The sequence below is a fragment of the Pseudoalteromonas luteoviolacea S2607 genome, assembly GCF_001625575.1.
GTDB classification, from domain to species: Bacteria; Pseudomonadota; Gammaproteobacteria; order Enterobacterales; family Alteromonadaceae; genus Pseudoalteromonas; species Pseudoalteromonas luteoviolacea_E.
The window spans coordinates 605,267-631,044 of sequence record NZ_AUXV01000056.1; the positions used below are offsets into that span (position 1 = coordinate 605,267).

Sequence of the window (25,778 nt, forward strand, 5' to 3'; positions counted from 1 at the left end):
CTGTTTACTCAGCTGCCAGTTTGTGTGTCGATATGTGCTTTGCACCGCAATATAAAAGGCCACCCAAATCAAAGGTGGCCTGCCGATAATCTGACCTTTACTTATTGGGCCTTATTTACCTTATATGATTTAATGTTACCTTCATTTTCAGAGGTCGAAGTGATATAAGCCAACTGAATATCTCCGGCTTGTGGAGATAGCGTGGCTTTGGCAATCGGGTTTTGTGTATTTGCTCCCTGTCCGGCTTTTACAACAATAAGCTCGTTGCGCTCAATCGGTAAATCCAGGTAGTTAGTCGTATCACCATATTCAAGGTTTTCTGCCACTTTTTCATCGCCCATATAGATATCAATCTTACCCATATCAGCTACATAGGTATGAAAAATAATGACGCGATATTTACTACTGGCAATTTCATCATCATTGATTTTAACAGCACCCAATTGTGCAGCTTGTGCGGAGTCGTTGTCGAGACGACCAAATGTGTAAACAACATAATCTGCGTGCTCAGAAAAACGAAAGCGGGTAGACTCTATTGCGGTCTCAAGAGAGTTACCTTTAACACCGTAAAATGCGAAAACGTTACCGTCTGAATCATCTTGCACTAACATCTTTTCATCAGACTTCTCACCAAACAACAGACCATTTTTATCCGTTAAAGACATTTCCTCATGGCCTTTTTCGAACTGCCAGTACACATCGACTTCGCTATTCACTAAATTAATGGCACTAACGTCTGCTGTGTAGGTGTCATCGTCATTACAACCTGCCAATACACCAACCACAACTGATAATACTAACCCTTTGATTAAATTCACCTTCATCTCCTCCAATTGTCACTGGGAAAAGTATAATCAAAGGGAGATTTTCAAGTTGTTACCGAGTGTAATTATTAACTACTTTGATGTATTCAAGCGTAATGAAAACAATGAAAAGATGCGTAACATCGTAAATTTCACTGATTTTAGATAAACTTTGTGGTGCTTTATTTTATATTACTGCAAAAGGGTCAGCGTTAAATATTACAAAAGCTCATCGCACAGTTGTTTCTGAGCTCTTGCTCAAACAGTTTTTGTAAGATTGTAATGTCATTTGTGCGTACATAATTAGGTCTTACAACCAAAGAAATTGTGCGATGAGGTCCTGGCTCATTGAGATGAATAGCCACCAAATCGGACTCCCCTTTTACAAGCTGGTCCAATGCCATTTGAGGCACAAGCGTGGTTCCCATTTTTCCAGCCACCATTTGAATTAAGGTATGTAAGCTTGTGCTATCAAAAGAAGTGTCTTTTTGATCGTTGGATAGCTTACATGCACTAAGCGCATGTTCCTTAAGGCAATGGCCATCCTTTAGCAGCATAAGTTTGTCTATTTCAAACTGTTCACTGGTAATTTCTTCAATGCTGGTTGTGCACTCGTCTTTATGACTCACCCAATAGAAATCTTCATGCCAAAAATCAAATGCCATCAATCCTTCTATTTGATATGGTAATGCCAAAACAGCCGCATCTAAATCACCTTGGCGCAACATATCAACCAACACATGAGACTGCTCCTCAATAATTTTTAACCTAAATTCTGGGTATTGATTACGTACTTCAGGTAACACTTTTGGAAGTAGAAATGGCCCGATTGTTGGGATCACGCCAATCTTCATAGGACGGCATAGAGGCGCTTTGCTGGTTTGAGCAAGGGTCATCAATTCATCCATTTCTAGCTTGATGCTTCTTGCTTTGTCGAGTAGCTGCCTGCCCTCTTCTGTGACAAACACATGTTTGTTGTTGCGTTCAAAAATAACTGTACCTAACTGCTTCTCGAACTCATGAATCGCGGTACTCAAAGTAGACTGCGACACATGGCAAGCATCCGCAGCCTTTTTAAAATGCAGTGTTTTCTCGACCGCCAGCGCATATACAATTTGTTTAAGTGATACCATCTGTTTGTTCTTTATTTTAGATTGTTTTCTCTATCTTAATCGTTAAATCAAATAATGCACCCGCTCGGATGCTTAGAAATCAACCAATTCTAGTTTTCGATTCAAGCAAAATAAATAAAAGACAATAATTTCAATTAGATAGAACCCATTAAGTGCATTGCTAATGAGTATTCTAAAAAACTGATGATTATCTTTAAGTTATTCAATTTTAATTCTTAAGTTTGTACTTTTAGGCTCTAAAGAGCACTCACTCAGGTGGATGACAGACAAAACCTGAGCATACTCATTTGGAGCTTTTTTATGCGTACACATCTATTAACCTTAGCAGCAACCGTTAGTATGGCACTTTCAAGTGCCGCTAATGCATCACCGTCTGCAACTCAAATCAAAACCAATCAATTTTGGTGGCCTGAACAACTCGACCTGAGCCCCTTAAGACAACACAGTGGCAAATCAAACCCATATGGTGAGCACTTTGATTACCGAAGTGAATTTATCAAGCTCGATTTAGAAGCTGTAAAAGCCGACATTAAAGCCACTTTAACTGATTCAAAAGATTGGTGGCCTGCCGATTGGGGACACTATGGACCATTGATGATCCGTATGGCTTGGCACAGCGCCGGCGTTTACCGTGTTCACGATGGCCGAGGGGGTGCAGCTGGTGGGCAACAACGCTTTAACCCACTGAACAGTTGGCCAGACAATGCCAATTTGGATAAAGCAAGACGTTTACTTTGGCCAGTTAAGCAAAAATACGGTAAACAACTCTCTTGGGCCGATCTGATGGTACTCGCTGGCAATGTCTCCTTGGAGTCCATGGGTTTTAAAACCTTTGGTTTTGCCGGTGGCAGAAGCGACGATTGGGAGCCTGATTTAGTCTATTGGGGTCCAGAGACAGCTTTTTTGGCTGATGAAAGGCGCGATAAAAAAGGTAAGCTAAAAGGTCCACTCGCGGCTGTAGAAATGGGGTTAATCTATGTTAACCCTCAAGGCCCGCACGGTAAACCCGACCCAATTTTAGCAGCTAAAGATATACGCTTATCATTTGGTCGTATGGCAATGAATGATGAAGAAATCGTCGCGTTGATCGCAGGCGGCCATACATTTGGTAAAGCCCATGGCGCTAAAAAGCCCAGCAATTGCGTAGGAAAAGAGCCCGCAGCAGCGCCGACTGAACAGCAAGGGTTTGGCTGGAAAAATACCTGTGGGAGCGGTAAAGGAGCAGATACAAGTACCAGTGGATTCGAAGGTGCGTGGACAGTGACTCCAACACGATGGTCAACCAATTATTTAGATAATTTGATGAATTTCAACTGGGTACAGACTAAAAGCCCAGCGGGCGCAATTCAGTGGATCCCAGATAATCCTGCGGCTGCAAACTTAGTGCCCGATGCTCACATCAAAAACAAGCGCAGCGCACCAATCATGTTTACAACAGATCTGGCGCTCAAAGAAGATCCTGCATTTCGTAAAATTGTCGAACGCTTCCGAGCCGACCCAAAAGAGTACGAGCTCGCTTTTGCAAAAGCCTGGTTTAAGCTCACTCACAGAGATATGGGGCCTCGCGCACGTTATCTCGGGAATGACATTCCAAAGGATACCTTACTCTGGCAAGATCCTCTGCCCGAACAAACAGGCAAGAGAGTCTCAAGTTCGGATGTTAAAAAGCTAAAAAAAGCCATTCTTGATACTGGGCTAAGTAATGCAGATCTCATTGAAACTGCTTGGGCTGCTGCATCGAGCCACCGCATAACAGATATGCGCGGCGGCGCCAATGGGGCAAGGGTCAGACTCGCGCCTCAAAACAACTGGGCTGTAAATAACCCAACACAGCTCGCTTCTGTGCTAAACAAACTAGAGCGCGTGCAAGCAAGGTTCAACAGCAAATCAAGACGGAAGGTCTCAATGGCTGACTTGATTGTGCTTGGTGGCGCCGTAGGAATTGAAAATGCTGCGAGTAATGCAGGTTTCAAAGTTTCGGTACCGTTTGTCCCGGGACGCACTGATGCAAGCCAAGCTCAAACAGATGTATTGTCGTTTAGTTATCTAGAACCAAAAGCAGACGCTTTTAGAAATTACTATCAAGAGAGTGCATTTATGTCTCCTACCAAGATGCTTGTAGACAAAGCAAATATGCTTGGTTTATCGGTCCCAGAAATGACTGTGCTATTAGGTGGTATGCGAGTGTTAAACACCAATACAGATAATTCCAAAACTGGCGTGCTCACTCACACACCAGGAAGCTTAAATAATGCCTTTTTTGTCAACCTTTTAGATATGCGTACTAAATGGAAAAAGTCAGATAATAAGCTGGGTATGTATCATGGTTTCGACAGGAAATCCGGAGACAAGTTATGGCAAGCAAGTTCGGTTGACTTGATATTTGGTTCAAACTCGGAATTGCGCGCAATCGCTGAAGTATATGCATCTCATGACGCCAAACAAAAGTTTGTTGATGACTTTGTCACGGCTTGGGTCAAAGTCATGCAACTGGACAGATTTGATCTACAGTAGTACCTAAAGTAAAAGCCGCACATCGCGGCTTTTACTTAGAAGGACTTATTTTTACAGAGTTTTGTTTAATAGTTACTTTTTAACTATGACGTGTATTTTTATGATTAAACGCCTTTCAACCCACAGTTACCCAACCAACCTTTGCTTTCAAGCTTAACCAACTATTAGCCTATTATTCGTATCTCTACTGGACAGAACTTGGCTAGCATCAAACGAAGTTGCACGCTTTGCCATGCGATCGTACAACAGGACATTGACTGTGGCCGCTAGGTTCATACACCCTGTTGTTGGTACATACACAACGGCGTCAGCTGCATCAACAATATTTTGTGGCAAGCTGCCATCTTCTGGACCAAAAATATACAGCGCATCATCTGGGTGCTTAAATTCAGGCAACGGAGTGGCACCTTCTACCAACTCCACGCACACCAAAGCTCTTCCCGGTGTTTTTAATGAGATTAAGTCATCAACTTGCTGAATCGTAATGTGATCAGCAATGTTTTTTGTATCTGTATGATACTTTGCGGCTTTTGCATACCGGTTACCATTAAAGTATACAGCCTGCGCCCCATAGCACCCCGCTGCACGTAATACACCACCTACATTGGTTGGTGATTTTGGGTTAACCAATCCAATAGCCGAATACGACTTACTCATATTATTTAACTCTCATGTATAGGCAGTTCAGCTGCCAAAAAATACCGACGCGCGATTGTATCATGTGCATAAGATTGTGCCAGTAAGCCAATACATCATAGTAAGTGAGATTTAGACATAAACTGTAACAATTGGGAAATTACCATCTCATAAAACCCCATTCAATTCAGATGAAAACTGTTGCCAAAAAAGAAAGTTTATAAAACAATTCATTAAGCATTTCTATCTAAGAAAACGTAATAAAACATTTCAGAAACAGAACCTGCAAAAGGAACAAAGTTTAGTGTTTTTCCTGCACGAATGTAACATTTCATGTTTTTACATTGAATCTAGGCGCTCTATTCGCTAGCTTTGAAACGGTACAATTTTGTACAAATCAAGGAGATACCAATGAAATTAAAAATAAAGAAAAGCACAATAAAACACTTATCTAACAAACGTTCATTGAACTTAGATTTAACGCCAAACGTTGCTGGCGGTAAACCATTGGTCGAGACGCGTGCGGCATGTCAGTCTATTTGGGCCTGTACTAACCCACAAGCTTGCTTGTCTTAAGCAAATCAAAAGCACTTGTAACATGCCATTTTGATGGCTTAGTCGAGCGGCCTTGATGAAACCAGAGGTCGCTCATATGATGAATTAAATTTTAAGCTAGCATCGCAAAGCAACTAGACTTAGCTTTCTTGCCATTATTTGTCATCTATCGCGCGACGGCTCAGCTAAGAACAATACAAATCCGCGTATCAAAGCATGCCCTTGCACAAATACATCTGCTACACCCAGCGCCTAACATTGCGACAATAAGCTTGGTATTGCTCTGCAAATTTTTCGAGCATCACTCGCTCTTCAAAGCGAATATACCAACGGTCGGATACCAGTACGAATAATACAACAAACCCCAAAATTAGCTCATTTGCACCTAAAAGCAGGCAAAACCCTAATAGCGATATAACAAACCCCAAATACATTGGATTGCGTGTGTATTTAAACACCCCCTCCACCACGAGTTTATTTGGCTCACCAAATGTCATTACGTTGGTGTCGGCACGAATGAATTGACGTTTTGCTCGCACGGATAGCATCAAACCTAAAAAAGCAAAAGGCAAACCGATTAAATTAAATGGAAATAAAAGATAATGTGGCAATGCAAACCACCAGCAAGTTAAGCTCATCGTGACGAGCGTTAGTATAAATAAATTGGGGGGAAGTAACTTTTGCATTTTTTGCTCCTTGAAATAACGAGCAGTTTAATGGTCAAGTTACTGGCCTACCTTAACCTATGTTAAGCCCATTTTATTTCTAATCCTGGATAAACTGACATCCGTTATCCCTAAATACATCGCAACTTGGTTGAGGGCAATATGCTGAGCCTGATCGCCAAAGTCATCTAAAAACTGCTGATATCTCTGCTGGGCACTTAAAAGTAACAATCCCGCTTCTCGCTTTTCTTTCTTCAAAGCTAATTGCTCGTAGACCTTTCGTACATACTCACTCCAGTTTAAGTTCGCTCTAGCAAGTCCGAGCAATCGCTCGTATGGTATCGACGCTGTTATGCAAGTGCTTAACGCCTGTGCATAAAATGGGCTTGGTTGCCTTTCAATCAATGAGCCTATGCTTGTAAAAGCACCACCGTGTTTTACCAATGATTTATTAAATTCTTTGCCTTGAGCATCAATATAATAGTATCTACCAACGCCTGAAATGAGAAAGTACACATCAGAAACAATGTCTTGGCAACGAAATATATGGGCTTTGGGTGCATGCTCGTTAAACTTAAAATGTGGCAGCGCACTGCCTAATTCTTGCTCATCAAATGGTACCAATGTGGTGAGTATCGACTGCAATAACTGCCTGCTTTTGGCTTCATCCATGCGATGTTCAACTCAACTTTATGCCACAGTCAATGGGTTATGCTTCACAAACAAAAGTGTGTCATGGTCATAGATTTCATTGCACCAGTGGTGTTTGCTCAATATTAAATCAGGCGCGGTGTTCCGCTCTTTCACACGAGCAAAACCAAATTTTTCATAAAACTCAGCTAGGTGAGAGAATGGTAAACAATACACACTCTGAAAATGGCTGGCGCTTTCAACTAAGAATGAAACGAGTTTATCGGCAATACCCGCCCCTCTAAAATTAGGGTTCACATACATTCCGCCTAATTCAGCATCTTTATCTGATATCGTCTGCACTCGCCCCACACCCACTTTTTGTCCATCGATAACAGCGATTGCAATTAAATCCTGTTCAGGGTTTGAGAGTTTAAAACCAATGCGCTGATATTGCTCATTGACCCAATGAATTTCCTCTTGCTTTGCTATTCTAATCGTGACCTTGTGACTCATTGTCTTCTACTCCTTAAAACATCCTAATGTCTGAATATCATAGGCTTATGATAAATACCAGCCATTAACTCGAATGAATGACAATTTACATAGTAATGAATTTTAAGTTTGATAGCGACATTGACTGTTGACCAATGAGAAACTCATTTATTTCAGCTAATTAGATTACTTTTTAAAGACAAAAGAAGCGCGACATTAAATCAATTCGCCCCCAGTAATTAACACCTATCAAACTGTAAATATTGATGTTTTCATTTCTTTTTGCATTGCATCTACCTTCTATTAGTTTCTCTACTATACATTCGTACATAACATAATTTGGCAATAATGAAACGCATTGTTATTTAGCTTCTATACTTGTTTCAGGACTTTTGATATTTCTCGCTACAACAGCGTCTTAAGGGAATTTTGAACATGGTTAACTCAGCCCGATTCAATCTACTATCGACATTAAGATCTAAACTTATTGCAGCTTTTTCTGCCGTTATGGTCACCCTGGCTATTATCGGTTTAATTTCTTTCTTTGCTTTAAAAACCGCTTCAGATGGTTTTAAGGACTACCGTGAACTTGCTCGCGATAGCAACCTCGCAGGTATTTTGCAGTCAAATATGCTAATGGTTCGCATGAATGTGAAAGACTTTCTGCTCACTGGTAGTGATAAAGACATACAGCAGTATAGCCAGTACTTTACACAAGTAGAAAAGTTACTAGACGATGCCAAGCGTGAAATTAATAAGCCCGAACGTGCCGCAATGATAGTAGAGCTTAATAAAGAAATTACTCAGTACAATCAAACATTTGAAGTTATCAAAGCCTACCGAGTACAAAGGGATGAGATCGTGAATGGGCAACTTAACGTGCTTGGCCCACAAATGGAGCGTGAATTAACCAAGCTCATGTATAACGCCTCTGAAAGTAATGACACTCAACTCGCCTACCTAACAGGTGTTGCGATGAGAAACCTGCTGTTAGCGCGCTTGTATGTAATAAAGTATCTCGAGAGCAACGATGAGAGTGCAGATCAAAGAGTCAGACAAGAATTCTCTCAATTTGAACAACAAATGGACAAGATCGAGCTCTTGACCACCTCTAATGCAAGTAAGCAAATGATTGACCAAATCAGGTCAATGGAGTCTGAGTACAAACAAGCATACCAAAGCGTCCATGATATTATCGTAGACCGAAATGACAAAGTGACTAATACGCTAGATGTGATTGGGCCGCAGTTCGCCAAATTGGTTGATGACCTAAAGCTATCTGTTAAAGCTGATCAAGATACACTCGGCCCAAGGTTAAAATCAGATAACGAATATGCCATTAACAAAATACTCGTGACCTTTGCAATCGCACTAATTTTAAGTGGTTGCGTGGTGTTTATTTTAACACGCACTGTAATGGCACAATTGGGTAAAGACCCTAATGAGTTAGAACAAATTGCAATGGCAATCGCGCGTGGTGATTTAGACCAAAAATATGACGAGAACAAACCTAAAGGGGTGTTCAAATCTATGCTCTCGATGCGTGATAGCCTGCGTCAAGGTCGTGAAAAAGAGCGCGAAGAAAAGCGAATTGCAAGTTCAAATGCGCGAATTAAAAGTGCTCTGGACAATGCCAGTGCTTGCGTCATGATAGCCAATAGAGATGGCAAAGTGACTTATCTCAATGATGCCATCAACACAATGTTTAAAGCGGCTAGCCAAGATATCTGTGCCTTAAACCCGAGTTTCGACTATACCAAAATTATTAATGCCCCATTAAGCACTCAACTGCCTTCATTTGCCGATATAGAAACACAACTTCAACAATTAACTGAAGCTTTTGAAGGCGAATTCGAAATAGCCGGGAGAACCTTTGCATTAGTTGCAAGCCCTGTAGTTGTTGATGGTCAAACCGTCGGATTGGTATATGAGTGGGAAGACAAGACAGAATGGCTATCAAACGAGCGAGAAAAGGCCCGAGTCGCCTCTGAAAATGCGCGTGTTAAATACGCTCTAGACGGTTCATCAGGGCAAGTAATGATAACCGATGATAAATACCAAGTGATTTATTTAAACGCTGCTTTAGAACAAATGTTTGTTACTGCAAGCGCAGATATCACCAAGGCCTTACCTGAGTTTAACCCAGTTGAGGTTAAGAACCAGCCCCTTACTCATTATTTTGACCACTTTTCACAACATTTAGTCGAGTATGATCAATTAACAGCCAGCCACGAGAGTGAGTTTGTGATTGCAGGCAGAACCTTTTCGATTGTTGCCAGCCCTGTAAATGTCGAAGGAAAACGGGTGGGCACAGTTATCGAGTGGCAAGATAAAACGCAATGGCTAGCACTTGAAAAAGAGAAGTCGCGTGTGGCATCTGAAAATGCACGAGTAAAGTATGCATTGGACAGTGTATCTGGCAATGTCATGATCGCTGACCCTGAATTAAATGTCATTTATGCAAATAACGCATTACAAGACATGATGGAAGCGTCAGAGCGTGATATCCGTGAGCACGTAGGCCACTTTAGCGCGAATGAATTGATTGGTTTTGGCATACAAGATTTTTATCTTGAGCCTGACCAGCAGAAGCTTGTATTTGAAAACTTGCAAAATACCCACCGAAGCGTGGAGCATATTGGTGACAAAGTATTCGCGCTAACAGCCAATCCAATTGAAGTAGATGGCCAGCGTATCGGCACTGTACTTGAATGGGTTGACCGCACCGCTGAAGTCAATATTGAAAAAGAGATAGATCAAATAGTACAAGCCGCTTCAAAAGGCGATCTAAGTAAAAAGATTGACCCATCTGGTAAGTCTGGGTTCTTTGGAAATCTAAGCCAAGGGTTAAATGGCCTTTTAGATACGGTTGAAGTCGCCCTAGATGATGTCATGCAGATGCTTGGTTCACTGGCACATGGGGATCTATCTAAGCGGATCACCAATGATTATCAAGGCAAGTTTGGAAAACTCAAAGAAGATACGAACGCCACCGCAGATAAGCTTACAGAAATTATTTCAAGCATACGCACATCAGCAGGCAGTATTTCACAAAGCGCAAACGAAATTGCGCAAGGCAACATGGACCTGAGTCAACGTACGGAAGAACAGGCATCAAGCCTTGAAGAAACTTCAGCGAGTATGGATGCCATGACAGATAGTGTAAAACAAGGGAGTAAGCGCGCCGAAAGTGCCAGTGAATTGTCGATGGAAGCTGAGCAACGCGCCGAGCAAGGTGGACAAGTTGTTAATTTAGCAGTGACAGCGATGAAAGAAATCAGTGACTCAAGTAAAGAAATCTCAGAAATTATTGGTGTTATTGATGAAATTGCATTCCAGACTAACTTATTGGCGCTCAACGCTGCTGTGGAAGCCGCCAGAGCCGGTGAGCAAGGAAGAGGATTTGCTGTCGTGGCAGGTGAAGTAAGAAACCTTGCACAGCGATCATCTGAGGCCGCCAAGGAGATCAAAGAGCTTATTCGTGATAGCCAAACAAAGGTGGAAGAAGGCACGTCTTTAGTTAATAAGTCTGGTGATACCTTGTTAGAAATAGTCGAGTCTACTTCCAAAGTTCGCGCGATGATGCAAGAGCTTGCAGAGTCTGCTAGACAGCAATCTGAAGGCATAGTGCAAGTAAACAGCGCTGTAACTCAAATGGATGAAATGACACAGCAAAACGCGGCCTTAGTCGAAGAGGCATCCGCTGCTGGGCAGTCCATGGCGGACCAAGCGCTTAACATGAATAAAACCATGGACTTTTTTACACTAGAGAACACCCCTTCAGGAACAGGGCTAGCTAACATAGCCTATTAGTTCAATTGCCCGCGGCCACGTTTGCGCTGCGGGTACTTATTGTAAAACTATGATTACTCTCCTAACGTCAATATCAAACTATTGAGTATTGACCTGTCTACAGCTTTATAGTCTAAAGTCAATCAATAGTGTACCTTCGATGAGAAACGGGGGCCTTAACCTAGGTATGCATCTAATGTTACTTAACTTTTAGCCCTACTCTACCCCGAAATGGTGTGCTTGGTATGTACAAAATATCTGAACTCGCTAAACAGGTTGGAATGTCCAGAACCGCCTTACTGTATTACGAGAAACAACAACTTATATCAGGTCAACGGCTCGAGAATGGATATCGTATTTATACCCAGAAAGACGTACAGCGGGTACGGTTAATCCAACAATTACTTGCCGGCGGCTTAACCCTAAAAGAATGCAAAGCATGTCTTGAAACAAAGTTAGACAGGGCCATTCTAAAAAATCGCCTTGACGCACTTGATAGAGAAATTGAACAAAAACAGAGTTCGCGAAACTTGCTTGCAGCGCTGTTAGGTGAAGGGGAATTAAAGACATGGCATGAAAAGCTAAACAAAGTTGCACCAGACATACACATTGATTGGTTAATAAACCAAGGTTTTGAAGAAAAAGAGGCATTGCGCCTGAAGTGGTTATCAAAAGACATGAATGAACATGACAAATATATGGCTGATTTTATGCGTGTTTTCCAAGGCCTTGCGCGTTGGGGCCCTGGAAGTGAAGAAGATACATTAAAGGCCCTTCAACACGTGCCAAAACCAGTACGAAAAATTTTAGAAATCGGCTGTGGTAAAGGTCAAGCGACTCGAGTCCTAGCACAAAATTGTCAAGCCCATATTACCGCGATAGACAACGAACAATCAGCTCTCGATGCCGTATCGGAAGTTTTTGCATCGATAAACAAGACGGACTGGCTAACAACAAACTGCATCAGCATGACGGATCTGGATTACCCCAGAGCGTATTTTGATCTGATCTGGTCGGAAGGTAGCGCTTATATTATGGGTGTAGAAAACGCCCTACGCCGCTGGCGACCTCTTTTAGTTAAATCAGGCACCTTAGTATTCAGCGATTTAGTATGGCAAACCGATACTCCCAGTGGCAAATCGATAACCTTCTGGCAAAAAGAGTATCCAGATATGCAAACTCTTTCTGAAAGACTCAATCAGATCCAAAACATCGGGTTTAAGTTAGTGAGTGACTTTCCACTAAGTACTAAAGCAGCTGAAAATTATTATGAGCCTTTACGAAAACGCGTAAAAGCGCTCAATGCTAATGGTTTGAACGTCAAAGCTTATGACGATATTGAACATGAAATTGATATTTGCACACGTTATGCAAATGAATTTGGGTATCACATGTTTGTGCTGCAAAAGCTTTAGCTTTGCTCGATAACACATTCTGGTGCGCCATGGTTGAGCCAGTATAAATGCTTTCACGTAACATACAAAGCTATAGGCATGCGTCTGGCGCTCGTTTACAATCACTCCATGTTAAAAGATTCGCCAAAAACCCGGCTAAACTTTGCCATTAGGTAACCTTATGAGAGAATTTATAAAATAGAATGTTAACATAAGTAACAATGCCATTTAAAAAGTCACACATGTATCGATTATGAAGACTGTAAAGCTCTTATCCTTAGTTATTATCTCTCTCCTATTCGTACTGGCATTTTTTCACCAAAAGGTCATCTCTTTAACTCTCTTACCACAATATATTGAGTGGGCCCACACCATTGAAAGCCAAGGTCTTGAGGTGGGAACTGGGCTATCTAAGCGAGAACTAGCACTTGCGAAAGAGATAGGTATCAAGCACCCGGAAAAAGTCAAAATTGTGTACGTCGAAGAAGTGCCTTTTCCCTATGAAAACTTTGCTCTAAAAACACTTGGCGAAGCGCTGGGGTTTATAGGAGAAGGGATAGTTAATAATGCACAAGTATTTGGTTACACGATATATGTTAGAAATGGCTTTGATTTAAATAAACCTAAATTCGCTCATGAGCTTGTTCATGTATTACAAATGGAAAGAATGGGGATGCACAATGTCGTAACTCAGCATTTTTCTAATCTTGCTGAGTATGGATATAACAGCGCCCCTTTGGAAGTGGAAGCGTTTGAGGCTAATAAAAAATACAGCCAAGATTGGTAAGTTGATTGAATCCGCCAAACACCATGAGCACGGTACTTACGGAGTTAGCACACTGCGACCGCGCCAGCTAAAAAGGCATAATTTACAGTAAACAAGACTCGCTTATGCACAAGGAGTATCACCAAATGAAAATGTTACTAACAAGAAATGTGATGAGGATTTTAGCCATATTTCTTGCTTTCCCATTTTGGGTAATTACGACGGTTATGCTATTCATCATTACGATTGGAGAATATAAGGGCGCATATGCTTGGGCACTTGCAACGGGCTCATTTATTGGTGCTCTAAGCCTCTCTTATATCGCTGTAACAGGCCACGCCAAAAACCCTCTTTGAATGACCTGTCTTTATTTTAAAGCTGGCATAGAACCCTTGTGCCCGAACACCGTATACCGAGGTATACCAAATTGACGACAATATTTTGTAGTGGCCTATTTTTGACAGCAAGTTAATCCTTGTTCACCTTACTCTTTACCGCTTGTTGAGATACACCAATCTGGGTTATTAACAAGGCGGCACCTATCAGTGCAAACCCTTTAAGAAAATGCGCCTGCTGCAAAGCACGTACAACTTCGAGTTCTGCGTACAGCATCTCGTACCCATGGACAACAAGCGTCACTGGAAGTAAAAAAAGTACTAACAACCACCCACCAAGTCGAGCTTTCCAATTGAATAAAATCATCAGGGCACCTGCCAATTCGACAATTCCAGAGACCCAAATTAAAGTGACTTTATAAGGAACTACTTGCGGCATCAGGTCCAAGTAATAAGGCACATTCGTAAAGTGAGTAATACCAGATAACAAAAATAGTGACGTAAAAAGAAAACGGGCGAAAGTATTAATTGATATATGCTGGGGCAATCGATTTTCTTCAAACATTTAAATGTTCCTATACAATTCAAGCAAATTTATGGTTACCGAATTCAATGCTAAGTAAATGAATTTCATTAAGAAGAGAAAGCAGCATTTTGCTCTATCCAAGCTTTAATTCGAGCTTTTCTTTGTTCACTGACATCTTGTGCTATCCCTGCCACTAACTCTGGCAGCTTTACATTGCTGAGCTCTTGCCTGAATTTATCTTCAGCATTTCGAAAAGACGCAGCAATTTTGCATGGCGTTATAACTTCATCTGAAGACGCACCGCATGGACCATTTTGCCTTACTTCTGTACAACGAAAGCTTCGAGTTGTTCCATCGATGGCCCCCGTTATGTCCCATAGCGATATGGTTTCAGGTAAGCGCGCTAATTTATACCCCCCCGCTACACCGCGTTTTGCCTTTACTATCCCAGCTCGACTCAGCAACTGCATCTGTTTCGCCAAGTATGGCGAAGGCACACCGATAAAGTCAGCCAACGTTTCCAAAGCCAATGCTGCATTCGCAGGTAACAAAGCTAACAGCGCGCACGTGTGCGCTGCCCACTCAACACCTTTTCCGATTTTCATAAGATAAAGCCTCTTAAATTACGGACAAAATATATCTGTAATAAAAATCACCGTCAACAATTATTACGGATATTTTTTATCTGTAATTAAATGGGGCCATTTTCGTTTGCCGATGTTGTTTCTGACACTTAGCCAATTAGTCAGAAAAATCAAATAACTCTCCCCTGCGTGGGATAAATGAGTACTGACTTAACTCCACAAAAGCAATAAAATAGTAGTCAGAACAGAGATTTTTAAAGAATTGATGCAAAAGGAAAAGAGTAATGGAGTTAAAGAAAACTGCACTGAGGGCGTCTGTAGGTTTTTTATTGTTCAGCGCATTGTTCGCAATGTATGTCGTTTTGGTAGGTCAATTTGGCCAGTTTGAAATTAACGTGTTGCTAAGCACATTATCAATTTCAATCGCCAGTATGTGTGCTATGGCCTGCGCCGCATATATCGAAAAAACAACCTCTAAGACAATTGGCTCTCTGGGTATGGGTCTGTCAGCATTCAGCCTAATATTGATGCTGTTATTAATATGGGACCTACTCAATCATGACTCCTACTGGCTACTGAGCTGGTCATCATTCGTTGTCGCGTTTGCGATAGCCCATGCTTTATTGTTAAATTTACCCCCATTATCGACAAACCACATGTGGTTGCGCTTGCTTGCTAACGGATCAATAGCCTTACTTGCCGCATTGGTCGTCTTTCTTATTTGGCAGCATGATGTTGCAAGCGATGCCTACTTTAGGGTAATGGTGGTTGATGGAATTGCAATAGCCCTGGTGACGTTACTCATTCCAATATTTTCAAAATTAGACCATAAAACAAACACCGAGACGCAAAAAACCTTTGATGTCGCACAAAGCATTCATCTAACGCATCTAAAAGATGATATTTATATAGACGAGGATGGCGCCCAATATAAGCTACAACGTCTAAAAACTAATTGATGCTGCAATCAAAATAAGCCGAGCGGCCATATGGCCGCCTACCTAATACTGACTATAAATGCGAGGCCAGATATTCAACGGGATGTTTAGGTTTAACCCCCTCAAAGCGCTTTACTTGGCTTCGGCAAGAAAAGCCTGTAGCGATAATGGCCTGTGATTGAACATGTTTTTCCCATGACATTTCATACAATTGCCGAGAAGCAGATTGATTTTTCGATTCATGGCCAAATGTACCCGCCATTCCGCAGCACCCCACACTCGGCGCTGTGAGCTCAACACCTAATTGCCTAAAAATAGACTGCCAAATCGCAGTAGACGATCTTGGGTTGGTCTCTTCGGTGCAATGAGAAAGCAGTGTTAATGCTTTAGAGCTGCCTTTTAGCTCGAGATTTGATAAGTCTTGTTCCTGTAGCCACTCATGGATGGTTAATACTTCGAAGGTTCCGCGCTGTGTGTCAGATAGTACCTTGCGATATTCATCTTCATAAACAAACACAAGTGCCGAATCAAGCCCGACCATTGGAATATTAAGTGTTGATACTTGCTGTAGAAAAGTACTATTTTTCGAGGCGGTCGCCTTAAACTGTTTCAAGAACCCTTTAACATGCTGTGTCTTGCCATTTGGGTGGTACGGCAACACTACTGCTTGTTTACCTAACTTATTAATCAATTTGATCGCTGACTCAAGCAACTCGACTTCATAAAAACGGGTAAATGGGTCTGGCACTATCAATACAAACTCTTTTTTTTGTTGCTGGCTGAGATTGCTCAGTGAAGCAAAATCAAATTTGAGTGCATTTGGTTTATGCTTACTCAATAGCGGTAAGTCTTGATAGCCGACGATACCCTTGAAGAGTGAATTCGTAAATTTTGCACCGATTATTGGATTCAATAGAGATGCAAAATTGGACATGACCGGCAGCAAGTGCTCAATATTAGCAACCAAATAATCTTTCATTGGTCGCCCATATTTTTGATAATACAAATCGAGAAAGTAAGCCCTCGCATTAGGAATATCGACTTTAACCGGGCACGCACTGGCGCAAGCTTTACATGCTAGGCAAGAATCCATAGCCGCTTTTACTTCGTGGTTGAGTGTTTTTAATGCACCGGCTTCTGAAATCTCCGCCTTGGGCAGTTCTGAATTTAGCTCATCGTAGCCCGAGCTTAGTTCTGGCAACTCAATCCCTTTCAGCCCTTGTAGTCGAGCCCACTCCTTGAATAAGGTTGCTCTTCCCTTGGGAGATTCCCTTCTGTCTTTGGTAACTTTATATGAAGGGCACATTTGAGTCGTTTCAGAGTAATTAAAGCAAAGTCCATTCCCATTACAATTTAAAGTATCTTGGAAGCTTGTTTTAATATTAATGGGGACTAACGTATCAAAGCGAGCTCTCAACGGACCATTAACCTTGGCAAGTTCAGTATTATTATTCAGTGGTGTACATATTTTTCCTGGATTTAATTTGTTGCGTTTATCAAATATTGTTTTTATTTTTTGTAACTCTAAAAATAACTCTGCACCAAAAAATTCAGGTCCGTACTCACTGCGATACCCTTTACCATGCTCACCCCAAAATAACCCTCCGTACTTTTTGGTCAACTGTGCGACTTTATCCGAAATCGGCTTTAGCAAAGCTTGTTGAGCGTCATCACATAAGTCCAGTGCGGGGCGGACATGCAACACCCCCGCATCTACATGACCAAACATGCCATATGACAATTTATGAGCGTCCAATAGAGCTCGAAATTCAGTTATGAAATCCGCTAGATTCTCGGGCGGAACAGCGGTATCTTCTACAAATGCGATGGGCTTTCGGGTGCCCTTGCTATTACCCAATAAGCCCACAGCCTTTTTACGCATCGCATATATTTTAAGAATGTCAGCCTTATTTGTGGTGATCGAGTAAGATAAAACGCCAGATTGCTTGTTTGCGATAAGCGAGTCTAGTTGGGTAGTTAAAGCCTCGACTTTCTGTTCGATGCCTTGTTTTTCCGAGCCATTAAACTCCACCATATTCAAACCATTGGATGTAATATGCGCGGGAGTTTCTAAAAAGTCCGATACGCTACGCCAAACCATATCTTCTCTCGCCAGATTCAGGACTTTACTATCAACAGTTTCTACTGACGTTGAATTGGCGCGAACTAAAAATGGTGAATGTCTGAGCGCTGAATCAAAATTGTCGTAGTTAATATTTACCAACGTTTTGAATGGCTCAATCGGTAAAATATTGAGTTTCGCTTCTGCTACAATGGCCAATGACCCCTCACTGCCAGCAATAATACGCGAGAGGTCAAACGCCTTTAGATCATCACTAAATACATTTTTAAGGTCATACCCAGTCAAAAATCTATTTAGATTGGGAAAAACAGACAGGATTTTTTCTCTGTTTTTTTCACAGCTAGTGAGGACAGTATTTAATATTTCCCCTGCTCTGTCGTTTTTTTTGGCCTTTTCCTTTGCCAGTTTCGTTGTAGTTTGTTGCGTATTTAGTTCAAAGCCATCAGATAAAAAACACTTCAACCCTAACAAGTGGTCACTGGTTTTTCCGTAAACTAACGAGCCTTGCCCAGAGGCATCAGTGTTGATCATGCCACCAACCGTTGCACGATTACTAGTTGATAGATCAGGCGCGAAGAAAAATCCGTACGGCCTTAAAAAATCATTTAGCTGATCTTTAATCACACCAGCTTGCACTCTCACCCACCTTTGCTCAGTGTTAATCTCCAAAATGCCCCGCATATGGCGAGATAAATCGATGATAATACCATTTGTCAGTGATTGGCCATTGGTGCCTGTGCCTCCTCCACGCGGGCCAAAATACAGCTCGCTAAATTCAGCACGCTCAGAAAGGGAAAGTGCCATTTGAATATCTGAATTCGATTTAGGAAAAAGCACAGCTTGAGGTATTTCTTGATAAATACTGTTGTCTGTTGAGTGCACTACTTGAGTTGAGTAACTGGTATCAATTTCGCCCTCAAACCCCTGCTCGACCAGTACCTCGGTATATACTTTAACTGTATTCTCAGTAATGACACTTGCTACATTTTCTTGACCCATGCTTTTTTGCGCCCCACAAAATGATACAATATAACATATCAATAAATATATGGTAGCTTGTCCTGAGTTTCACATCGCTCTGTTAAGTTTCAAATGTGGGCGGCTGAGTCTCTTATTACCGCCCTAGATTGCGTGTGAACTTAAAATTTATGTATATCAAGGTTCTAGACTTAAATAAGGCTTTACCATTGACTATACCCCTCAATGTTTTTCGCAAGCAGCTCAAAACAAAGATTGTCTCTGGCAATACATAGACGATGCTCGCCCTCGGTCGCCGACAATGCTAACCACTCCCTTTGTGCCAAAGCGCTCGCATTCACGCCATTAAAACTAAGTATTTCATCACCCACCTGAATGCCAGAGCCAAACGCAGCCATATCAGGCATGACATAACGCACGACAAATGCACCGTTTGTCAGCTTTCTAAGTTCCATCCCCAATAAATTGTACTTTGCCTTAAAATTCGCTTGTTCGTATGGGTTTAAATGTAACTGCAAATTATGGTAATCAATCACATAACTAAAGTGGTTTAAAATAGAGCTTCCAATTACAGACTTGCCATCATCACCGCCTTCAATAAAGTTTGTTTTGACATTTTTTAAGGTTAAGTCTGAAATTTGTAATTTAGGAATAGTGCCGCGCTGATGGATTGTTTGGCCACTCAGACCAAAATCTGAACCAGTAACCGTTTTGCCCTTATACGCATGCCCCGCATCACGGACAAAGTAGTTATTTAGCTTAAAGTAGTGTCGGCTCCCGGTATCTAAAACGACCTCTTGCTCCATAGTTTGGTTATCTCCTAAATCAATTTTGCTATCAAGGTACAGTTTGCTCAGAAAGACTCGCATTGGTATGGATACACCCGCATACTCGGCATTGTGCGTATTACTAGAAATCTCAATCGTGCCTGCTCTGGGGTCAATATGCCATGCAAAGTGTTTTAATATGTCGTGTCCAAGAATACCGTCGTACACAGCCTCATCGGGCCTCAAAAAGTACTCGCTTTTGGTGACTGGCATAAACGCAAAGCTAACATCATTGAAGCGAACATCTCCTAGTTTGATGCTCTTTACATCAGTTTGAAAGCCATAAGAGTTTTCGCCATCACCCCAGCCTCCTAGTTCTAATGAATAGCCTTCTTTTAACCCCAATTTTTTAACTTTTTCTGAGTCCTTTAAAATCGATACTGACGCACCAGTATCTAACATCATTTTAAATCCCGGAATTCCATTGATTGACATGAACACATAGGGCTTAACCCCTGTATCTGCTTGCAACTGAGTTTTGTTTTTTTGAGTTTGCCATTGTGGTCTGATGTCATCATTTTCATACTTGAGCCTAACGTAGTTTGCGACACTGCATCCACTTAAAGTCATGGTACACAGTAAAGTGAAGAGTAACTTCATAACACCTATCCTTTTAACTATTGTGTGCCATCACGTTACTAGGTTATGTGTGAAGAAAACGTCAAATCGTCTGGTCCTTATTTTTTAGTTTCAAAGTAATTCTCAAAAATAGAACGAAGTATTCAATTTTTACACTTTTGCGCTCAAAAAAACTGATACTAAAATAAACACATAATCATCGAAGTGTGTCGATTTCATAAGGGGAGAAAATCAGTGGCGCAGTTACTGGCAGCAACGCAATATGATATTGGCGGCATTGAGGTTAATCGACTCTTGCCTCACATGAAAAAGCGGATGGTGGGGCCGTTTATCTTTTTTGATCACATGGGTCCTAGCCACTTTTCTCAAGGCCGTGGTGTTGAAGTGCAACCTCACCCACATATCGGGCTATCTACCTTAACTTACCTTATCGAAGGCAACCTAGTGCATCGAGATTCTTTGGGCAACCACCTTGAAATAGCCCCTGGTGACGTAAACTGGATGACTGCGGGCAAGGGTATTGTCCACTCAGAACGAGAAAGCTTTGAAACACGAGGAAAGCCCCATACCATAAATGGCCTACAATCGTGGGTTGCCTTACCTGAACAGTATGCAGACATTGCGCCGAGCTTTGAACATGTTGACAGGCATGCTTTGCCGCAGATGGTCACAGGTGGTGTTATGAAACGCGTGATTGCTGGGCAAGCATATGGCATGACATCGCCAATCAAAACATACTCCCCAATGTTTTACGTGGATCTGATAGCAACTAAACATAACACTCTCGAATTACCCAGTAACACTCAGGAAACCGCGATATACCTTATTTTTGGAACAATAAGTATTGAGGGGAGCACTTACAAAGCGGGAGACTTGATTTTATTAGATGACCTAAATAGTGAAGTAAAAACTCTGGAAGATTCAAGGGTAATTTTGCTTGGTGGTGACAAATGGGATGTCGCTCCTTATATCCACTGGAACTTTGTGTCTTTCAGCAAAGAGCGCATAGATCAGGCAAAATTAGATTGGCAAAGTGGTCGCTTTCCAGGGATCCCTGATGACAACTTAGAGTCTGTCCCGCTGCCCACGAGGAAATAACAAGACTGATTAACGAACAGCAAAACCAAAGCCACTGATTACACAGTGACGTTGCCTTTATTTAAGTGGGGCTAAATTGAGCTGAGACTCCTTCAGATCAAGTGGGTATATTTTAGAGATTTTATCTTCTTTCGTGCACATCATAACAACTTTCATAGAGGTACCCGTTTGCGCTCTCCTACAAGACACAAATTGTGCCTTCATGCCAAATTTTTGCTTGTAATCAGCAACAACGATATCAATCTTCGCTTTCATTTGCGGTGTCGCTTTGGTATACAACGCGTCGTAAAAGTCTACCCACTCGGTAATACCCGACTCAGCAGCAACGCCTAACCAACCCATGCCAATCAAAGTAGACTGTTCAACATGTTGGCCTTTTAAAAACATAAAAGCCAAATAATACTGCGCATCTTTGTAACCCCAAGTAGCGAGCTCCCCTAGCTCTTCAAACGCGTCCGCATACCGACCTTGTTGGTAGAGCTTAATCCCATTACGCTCTTGCTTGTGAATCGCATCAATGTCTTTGATGATGGCTCTATTCGACTTACAGGCAGGTAATACCATGGCGAATATGATGATGAAGAGTATTTTATGCATAATAACTAAGAAGGCGTGCTCAGCTTTTAATATAAAAGCAATGTTACACCAGTTCAAAAAAATTAAAACTTTTAATTATCTATAGTTAGTAACGGGCAATTGAAATAAAAAAGCGGCGGGACACACCCCCACCGCTTTATTCTACACACTCTCTTCTTTCGAAGATAAAGGAACATAAGTATGCGAATACTTTGAATACTAACGATATTTTATTACAAAATAACGAAAGTATTAGATATTTTTAAAGTCTAATGCCACCGTCGATTTCTACAACACGACCAGTGAAGAACTCATTTTCAATGATATATTGAGCAGTATGCGCTATCTCTTGCGCTTCACCCAAGCGGCCCACAGGCTTCATCTTAACCAAACGCTCTTTTGCTTCAGGCTTCATTGCATCGGTCATCTTAGTGCGAATAACGCCTGGCGCTATTGCACCAACTCGAATACCGTAACGACCCAGCTCTTTCGCCCACGTCGTGGTCATTGCCACCACACCAGCTTTCGCTGCTGAGTAATTAGTTTGGCCGATATTTCCTGCACGCGCCACACTGGACATGTTAATAATCACGCCACCTTGATCTGCCTCAATCATTTTTACAGCTGCCTCTCGGCCGCACAAGAATACGCCCGTTAGGTTAACGTCCATTAATGACTGAAATTGCTCAAGAGACATTTTATTTACGACTTCACCCTCTTTGACTTTTACAAATAAGCCATCACGTAGAATACCCGCGTTATTGATGAGCACTGAAAGAGAACCAAAATCATCAACGATCTTGTCGAAGACCTCTTCCACATTGCTCTCAATACTTACGTTTGCAACATACGTTTTAACGGTTACATCAAATTGGCTCAGCTCTTCTACTGCAGCTTGCAAGACTTCTTCTTGCATATCAACCAAAGCAAGGTTAGCGCCTAAGCTTGCCATCTTATGTGCCATAGCAAGACCTAAACCTTGCGCGCCCCCAGTAATAACAACCGTTTTATTTTCTACATTCATAATTAATTTTTAAACCTTTACGTTTTAAGACTTTTCAGAGAAAAGTTTAAATATCGCACTGAAATCTTCTGCCCCTTTGCCTTGGTTTTGCATCAGGTTGTAAAGATTTTTTGCAAGTGCGCCCATTGGGGTGGCTGAATTTGTCTGCTGAGCGGCCTGCATTGCAAGTCCTAAGTCTTTTGCCATCAAATCCACCATAAAGCCCGGCTTGTACTCATTTGAAGAAGGAACATTGTCCAGTACATTCGGGCATGGGTTATACACTTCAAGTGTCCAATTGCGCCCAGAGCTATTAAGCATTATTTCACTCAATACTTTGGGGTCTAAGCCGTGATCTACACCCATTTGGAGTGCTTCGCTGGTCCCTGCCATTAAAATTGACAGCAGCATGTTATTACAAATTTTTGCGACTTGCCCGGCACCGATATCCCCAGCGTGATAGATATTTTTACCCATATCCTTCAACACTGTGTGCGCTTTGGCAAAATCTTCGTCGCGTCCACCAACAATGAAAGTTAACGTCCCAGCAGCAGCTCCGGCCACACCCCCAGACACTGGAGCATCAACAAAAGATACACCCGCATTTGCTAGTTCTTTACCAACAAATTGGGCTGACTCTGCGTCTATTGTTGAGCAGTCAATAACCAGTGCCGACTTACTAAGGTAGTTGATTAATCCATCTTCGCCAGTATAAATTGAGCGAACATGTTTTCCGGCTGGTAGCATGCTAATCACAAAGTCTGCACCTGTACAGGTATCTGACACTTTCGATGCTGCACTCGCACCTTGTTCAACTAGTTGATTTACAACTTCTTCATTTAGGTCAAATACCGTTACTTGATGGCCTGCTTTAACCAAATTAGCAGCCATTGGGCCACCCATATTGCCAAGGCCAATAAATCCTACATTTGCCATTTTTATTTCCTTACATATCTGCTAATGGGTGGTTTTCTTCATTCCATTTCGGTTTAAAGAACCCTTCGATTACGTCAGTTTCTACATCATTAACGGATTTAAAACGCCAATTTGGTTGACCGTCTTTATCAATTAACAAGGCACGTACACCTTCTCGAAATTCACCGACCTCTCCACAGTGAACGGACATTGTCAGTTCATGTGAAAAACAGTCTTTTAAAGACTTTCCAGCAAGGCGCTTTAACTGCTCACTTACTAACACTGCACTAATTGGAGAGCCATGTTTTAAGCCTGCTTGCGCTTTGCTTAACCATTTATTCTCACTGCTATCAATCGATAGAATATGATCAATTTGTGCAGATAAATCGGGGAGTTCTACTAAGTGGGCGATATCTTTTGCAAGTGGCTTAAGCGCACTATTTGGTAAAGAGTGCGCGCCGTCTTCGATTGACAGAAGTAACTGAGTTAACTTGTCGTGGTTTAGCACATTGGTTTTACCCCAATTCACTTCACGCAAATTATGAAGCAAGATGTCAAAGTGATCAGCATTGATAAAATGATCAGCAAGGCCTACCAGCTTTGCATCATTCGCATTCACTGAGGCACCTGTTAAACCTAAGAATAGCCCCATACCCGCAGGCATTTTATTCAAGAAGTAAGAGCCGCCCACATCTGGATATAAACCAATCGTAATTTCTGGCATCGCAATACGCGACGTTTCTGTCACTATTCGGTGACTAGCACCTGCCATAAGACCAAGTCCACCACCCATAATGATACCGTTACCCCATAGTAAAATGGGCTTGTCGTAATTATGGATTTGAAAATCTAGACGGTACTCTTCACTAAAGAAGGTTTCCAAGTAATTATTATCATCGTCAGCAGCCATCGCTTTATACAGGCTAACAACGTCACCTCCTGCACAAAACGCCTTTTCGCCAGCGCCTTTAAGCACCACCATGGCGATACTGTCATCTGTCGACCATTCACTTAACTGTGGAGCAAGTAAACGAATCATATCTAAGTTAAGCGCATTCAACGCTTTTGGCGCATTCAAGGTGGCAATTGCCACCTTCATGTCGTTATTACAGTGCGCCAATTGGAACACGACTGGCGCGTCTTCTTGGTTTAGTAACTGTAATTCAACCATTAGCCATTCACCCAATTTGCTTTGCGTTTCTCTAAGAATGCGTTTACGCCTTCTTTTTGATCTTGTGTATCAAATAATGTCACGAACAATTCGCGCTCAAGCGGCAGTGCACTGTCAATCGTGCCTGTACGACCTTTTTGAATAAGTGACTTGCATGCGGTAACCGCAACAGGGCTTTGATCTTCAACTTTCGTAGCCAAGGCAAGTGCCGCTTCAAGCGCCTGGCCTTGCTCAACAACTTCTTCAACTAAGCCGATTTTCTCAGCTTTATCAGCCTTTAAGCGCTCGCCGCATAAAATCATACGCTTAGCCCATCCTTCACCTACTAACCAAGCGAGGTTTTGTGTACCGCCAGCACAAGGAAGCAAGCCCACTTTCGCTTCAGGTAGCGCCATTTGTGCTTGAGTTTCAGCAATACGAATATCACAAGCAAGAGCAACTTCTAATCCACCACCCATAGCGAAGCCGTTAATTGCGGCAATTGATACGCCGCGGAAGTTACTTAACGTCTCGAATGCTTCACCAAACACGCGCGACATATCAGCAGCAACGCCCTTGTCACCATCAGCGAATACGTTTAAGTCAGCACCCGCTGAGAAGAACTTTTCACCTTCACCGGTAATGATCAGAGAATAAATTTCTTTATCCGCATTAAGTTCAGTTACCAATTCTTTAAGACCGGCTAAGGTGTCACGCGTCCAAGTATTTGCAGGTGGGTTAGACATAGTAACAATTGCAATGTGACCACGTTTTTCAAGTTTTAATTGTGCAGACATTTTTTT

Annotated in this window: 23 protein-coding genes; 8 read left to right on the forward strand and 15 right to left on the reverse strand. The window is 41.9% G+C overall.

Translation table 11 applies throughout. The features are described 5' to 3' along the window. Nucleotides 1-101: 101 nt before the first annotated feature. Nucleotides 102-818 carry a DUF4397 domain-containing protein gene (locus N480_RS19630; protein ID WP_063382457.1) on the reverse strand — a complete coding sequence of 239 codons (717 nt, stop codon included), beginning with the start codon at nucleotides 816-818 and terminating at the stop codon, nucleotides 102-104. Nucleotides 819-1,015: 197 nt separating this feature from the next. Next, nucleotides 1,016-1,936, reverse strand: coding sequence for a hydrogen peroxide-inducible genes activator (locus tag N480_RS19635; RefSeq protein WP_063374122.1), 921 nt, complete (start codon nucleotides 1,934-1,936; stop codon nucleotides 1,016-1,018). 300 nt (nucleotides 1,937-2,236) lie between these two features. On the opposite strand from N480_RS19635, the gene katG reads away from it, so the two are divergent. Next, complete coding sequence (gene katG, locus N480_RS19640; protein WP_063374123.1) at nucleotides 2,237-4,450, forward strand: catalase/peroxidase HPI; 2,214 nt, start codon at nucleotides 2,237-2,239, stop codon at nucleotides 4,448-4,450. Between the two features lie 153 nt (nucleotides 4,451-4,603). Here the strand turns inward: katG and N480_RS19645 are convergent, their stop codons facing one another. Next, a complete protein-coding gene (locus N480_RS19645; RefSeq protein WP_063374124.1) occupies nucleotides 4,604-5,107 on the reverse strand; it encodes an RNA methyltransferase in 504 nt (167 codons plus the stop codon). Nucleotides 5,108-5,497: 390 nt separating this feature from the next. Here N480_RS19645 and N480_RS25465 point away from each other — a divergent pair, with 390 nt between their 5' ends. Further along, entirely contained in the window at nucleotides 5,498-5,662 is a 165-nt protein-coding gene (locus N480_RS25465; protein ID WP_155730556.1) for a hypothetical protein, read from the forward strand. Between the two features lie 218 nt (nucleotides 5,663-5,880). On the opposite strand, the gene N480_RS19650 is transcribed toward N480_RS25465, so the two are convergent. From N480_RS19650 to N480_RS19660, 3 genes are read right to left on the reverse strand one after another with little or no spacing between them, the layout of a single operon-like run. Further along, nucleotides 5,881-6,327 carry a methyltransferase family protein gene (locus N480_RS19650; protein ID WP_063374125.1) on the reverse strand — a complete coding sequence of 149 codons (447 nt, stop codon included), beginning with the start codon at nucleotides 6,325-6,327 and terminating at the stop codon, nucleotides 5,881-5,883. Between the two features lie 57 nt (nucleotides 6,328-6,384). After that, nucleotides 6,385-6,978 (reverse strand): Crp/Fnr family transcriptional regulator, encoded by a 594-nt coding sequence (locus N480_RS19655; protein WP_063374126.1) that lies wholly within the window; start codon nucleotides 6,976-6,978, stop codon nucleotides 6,385-6,387. An 18-nt stretch (nucleotides 6,979-6,996) separates the two neighbouring features. Next, on the reverse strand, nucleotides 6,997-7,452 hold the full coding sequence (locus tag N480_RS19660; RefSeq protein WP_063374127.1) for a GNAT family N-acetyltransferase: 456 nt from the start codon (nucleotides 7,450-7,452) through the stop codon (nucleotides 6,997-6,999). Between the two features lie 414 nt (nucleotides 7,453-7,866). Here N480_RS19660 and N480_RS19665 point away from each other — a divergent pair, with 414 nt between their 5' ends. The 4 genes from N480_RS19665 (at nucleotide 7,867) to N480_RS19680 (ending at nucleotide 13,739) form a co-directional block, all read left to right on the forward strand. Next, on the forward strand, nucleotides 7,867-11,244 hold the full coding sequence (locus N480_RS19665; RefSeq protein ID WP_063374128.1) for a methyl-accepting chemotaxis protein: 3,378 nt from the start codon (nucleotides 7,867-7,869) through the stop codon (nucleotides 11,242-11,244). 224 nt (nucleotides 11,245-11,468) lie between these two features. Next, nucleotides 11,469-12,638, forward strand: a complete 1,170-nt coding sequence (locus N480_RS19670; RefSeq protein WP_063374129.1) for a MerR family transcriptional regulator — start codon at nucleotides 11,469-11,471, stop codon at nucleotides 12,636-12,638. A 232-nt stretch (nucleotides 12,639-12,870) separates the two neighbouring features. Then, nucleotides 12,871-13,404, forward strand: a complete 534-nt coding sequence (locus tag N480_RS19675; protein ID WP_063374130.1) for a hypothetical protein — start codon at nucleotides 12,871-12,873, stop codon at nucleotides 13,402-13,404. Nucleotides 13,405-13,529: 125 nt separating this feature from the next. Next, nucleotides 13,530-13,739 carry a hypothetical protein gene (locus N480_RS19680; RefSeq protein WP_063374131.1) on the forward strand — a complete coding sequence of 70 codons (210 nt, stop codon included), beginning with the start codon at nucleotides 13,530-13,532 and terminating at the stop codon, nucleotides 13,737-13,739. A 112-nt stretch (nucleotides 13,740-13,851) separates the two neighbouring features. On the opposite strand, the gene N480_RS19685 is transcribed toward N480_RS19680, so the two are convergent. Together N480_RS19685 and N480_RS19690 are read right to left on the reverse strand one after the other, a co-directional pair. Continuing rightward, on the reverse strand, nucleotides 13,852-14,283 hold the full coding sequence (locus N480_RS19685; RefSeq protein ID WP_063374132.1) for a DoxX family membrane protein: 432 nt from the start codon (nucleotides 14,281-14,283) through the stop codon (nucleotides 13,852-13,854). 68 nt (nucleotides 14,284-14,351) lie between these two features. Continuing rightward, nucleotides 14,352-14,849, reverse strand: coding sequence for an RrF2 family transcriptional regulator (locus tag N480_RS19690; protein ID WP_063374133.1), 498 nt, complete (start codon nucleotides 14,847-14,849; stop codon nucleotides 14,352-14,354). A gap of 263 nt (nucleotides 14,850-15,112) precedes the next feature. Between N480_RS19690 and N480_RS19695 the strand changes: the two genes are divergently transcribed. Continuing rightward, entirely contained in the window at nucleotides 15,113-15,787 is a 675-nt protein-coding gene (locus N480_RS19695; protein ID WP_063374134.1) for a hypothetical protein, read from the forward strand. A 52-nt stretch (nucleotides 15,788-15,839) separates the two neighbouring features. On the opposite strand, the gene N480_RS19700 is transcribed toward N480_RS19695, so the two are convergent. Together N480_RS19700 and N480_RS19705 are read right to left on the reverse strand one after the other, a co-directional pair. Then, entirely contained in the window at nucleotides 15,840-18,848 is a 3,009-nt protein-coding gene (locus N480_RS19700) for an FAD-binding and (Fe-S)-binding domain-containing protein (RefSeq protein WP_063374135.1), read from the reverse strand. A 182-nt stretch (nucleotides 18,849-19,030) separates the two neighbouring features. Further along, on the reverse strand, nucleotides 19,031-20,254 hold the full coding sequence (locus tag N480_RS19705) for an aspartyl protease family protein (protein WP_063374136.1): 1,224 nt from the start codon (nucleotides 20,252-20,254) through the stop codon (nucleotides 19,031-19,033). A gap of 213 nt (nucleotides 20,255-20,467) precedes the next feature. Here N480_RS19705 and N480_RS19710 point away from each other — a divergent pair, with 213 nt between their 5' ends. Beyond that, a complete protein-coding gene (locus N480_RS19710) occupies nucleotides 20,468-21,331 on the forward strand; it encodes a pirin family protein (RefSeq protein WP_063374137.1) in 864 nt (287 codons plus the stop codon). A gap of 57 nt (nucleotides 21,332-21,388) precedes the next feature. Here N480_RS19710 and N480_RS19715 read toward each other — a convergent pair whose 3' ends face one another. The 5 genes from N480_RS19715 to N480_RS19735 form a co-directional block, all read right to left on the reverse strand. Further along, nucleotides 21,389-21,928: a sel1 repeat family protein gene (locus N480_RS19715; protein ID WP_155732903.1), complete on the reverse strand. Its 540-nt coding sequence runs from the start codon at nucleotides 21,926-21,928 to the stop codon at nucleotides 21,389-21,391. A 241-nt stretch (nucleotides 21,929-22,169) separates the two neighbouring features. Continuing rightward, complete coding sequence (locus N480_RS19720) at nucleotides 22,170-22,931, reverse strand: SDR family oxidoreductase (RefSeq protein ID WP_063374138.1); 762 nt, start codon at nucleotides 22,929-22,931, stop codon at nucleotides 22,170-22,172. A 24-nt stretch (nucleotides 22,932-22,955) separates the two neighbouring features. Beyond that, nucleotides 22,956-23,846 carry a 3-hydroxyisobutyrate dehydrogenase gene (gene mmsB, locus N480_RS19725; RefSeq protein ID WP_063374139.1) on the reverse strand — a complete coding sequence of 297 codons (891 nt, stop codon included), beginning with the start codon at nucleotides 23,844-23,846 and terminating at the stop codon, nucleotides 22,956-22,958. 10 nt (nucleotides 23,847-23,856) lie between these two features. Next, complete coding sequence (locus tag N480_RS19730; RefSeq protein WP_063374140.1) at nucleotides 23,857-24,996, reverse strand: enoyl-CoA hydratase/isomerase family protein; 1,140 nt, start codon at nucleotides 24,994-24,996, stop codon at nucleotides 23,857-23,859. Continuing rightward, the gene (locus N480_RS19735) at nucleotides 24,996-25,772 is read right to left on the reverse strand and encodes an enoyl-CoA hydratase (protein WP_063374141.1); all 777 of its coding nucleotides are present in this window, start codon (nucleotides 25,770-25,772) and stop codon (nucleotides 24,996-24,998) included. The genes N480_RS19730 and N480_RS19735 overlap by 1 nt, the downstream gene beginning before the upstream one ends. Between the last annotated feature and the right edge of the window lie 6 nt (nucleotides 25,773-25,778).